We start from the raw sequence: 1,929 nt of genomic DNA on the forward strand, positions 1-1,929 counted from the left end.
AGAGATGAAGACGAAAAATGAAAGAAATAGATTTGGTTGATGCTAATTCATCGTACGCTATGAAAATGTCAGATGTAATGAGTGGTTATATTGAAATGGCTCAAGGTGAATTAGCATATGGAGCAAAAAAAATAAAATCAACTAATGATATTGACTCACTTAAAGATGAGGCGGATAGGTTAAGATTGCAGTCTGGTATGTTTAATTCAGTTCTTGTTGTTAGTAATGATGCTGTTGTTCTGGCGACTTCGCCAGAATCTCTTGATTTAGTTGGTACCCGCTTGAATTCAAGTGCCAGCAAATTGGCGATTGAGGAAAAGAAACCATTCATATCTTCACCGTTAAAATCAGTTACTGGGAATTTGATTATTTTGTTGTCACATCCTATTTATGATAAGGGTGGCAATTACATAGGGTATGTCGGTGGGTCTATATATCTAAAAAAACATAATTTATTTGGCGATGTTTTGAGCAGGCATTTTTTCAAGAACAACACTGAAATTAGCATTGTTAGTGATGATGGGAATGTGATCTTTAATAACGATAAAAGTGCTGTTGATCGGCCTATGGTTATGTCTGATGATTTGAAATCAAAGTTAACTGCGTCTGATAGAGGTGAGGGGGCATTTTTTTCTTCGGGGCATAGATATCTTCTTGGTTATGCTAGTATGAAAAATACTGCTTGGAATGTGTTGGTTTATAGTCGTGCTGACAGTGTGACTACTATTCTTATTGCTTATGCTAAAAGTGTACTTGTTCTGCTAATTATAATAATTATTGTGTTTTCACTTATTTCATATTTCATTGCCTCCAGTATTTCACTTCCTTTAGAAAAGCTTGCTATATCTACCAATGCTAAAGATATCGGAGCTTCGCTAGTTTATATTAAAGCTATCAATGCTTGGTATGCCGAAGCTGATAGGCTTAAAAAGGCGCTTTTTACGTATATTAAGGTAATGATGGAAAGAGTTGATTTTCTAAATGAGGTGGCGCTTAAAGATCCCCTTACCGGCGTGAACAATAGATTGGGGTTTTTAAGTAAAATACAGAATCATAAGCGGGATTCAGGGTATTCAGTTATTGTAATTGATGTTGATTTTTTTAAAGAGATAAATGACAGTTTCGGGCATGGGGTCGGAGATGAGGTGCTTGTTTCTTTGGCTCATATTATTAATTCCTGTTGCCGTAGTGAAGATGTTGTTTGTCGGTTTGGTGGCGAAGAGTTTGTTGTTTTCCTGCCGAATACATCTGTGGTAACAGCTAAGTGTGTTGCGGAGCGTATTAGGAGTGTTATTGAAAGTACTGTCTTCCCTAATAACTTGCGGGTCACCATATCTGCTGGTGTGGCAACACAAGATGATCCTCTTGGTAGGATCGATTTTTTGCTGAAAAATGCTGACGATGCTCTTTATCAAGCCAAAAGGGAGGGGCGTAATAAAGTGATTGTATATAGCGCTATTTGAGTTTTTTGATGATGCTTTACGCGCTAGTGTGTCGTTTTTTTTGTGGCGAAGAGTGGGCAAGAAGCGGATCCTCTTGTTATCCCTTCGATGTCGTCGTAATCTCATACCCTGTAAACAAAAAAACCACCGCTACCAACGGTGGTTCGTTTGCCGGAATTCAGAGCTACCAACTCTTTCTTCCGAAGGTAACTGGCTTTCACGGAGCGCAGGTACCAAAACTGTCCTTCCAGTGTAGCCGCAGTCAGGCCACCACTTCAAGAACTCTGTAGAACACTCTACTACTCCGCTCCGTGAATCCTCTTACTAATGGCTACCGCCACTGGCGATTTTTCGTGTCTGTTCCGGGTTGGACTCAAGATGATAGTTACCGGGACAACGTGGTAGTCGGGCTGAACGGGGGGTTCGTGCATACAGTCCAGCTTGGAGCGAACTGCCTTCCCGGAACCGAGTGTCAGGCGTGGAATGA

Annotated in this window: 1 pseudogene; it reads left to right on the forward strand. The window is 40.4% G+C overall.

The window, feature by feature from the left end:
• The first annotated feature begins 29 nt into the window (after nucleotides 1–29).
• Nucleotides 30–1,463 (forward strand): annotated as a pseudogene (locus EGX79_11090) (GGDEF domain-containing protein).
• The last annotated feature ends 466 nt before the right edge of the window (nucleotides 1,464–1,929 follow it).

Origin of the sequence: Corynebacterium jeikeium, assembly GCA_003955985.1 — a bacterium.
Classification (GTDB): Bacteria; Actinomycetota; Actinomycetes; order Mycobacteriales; family Mycobacteriaceae; genus Corynebacterium; species Corynebacterium jeikeium_D.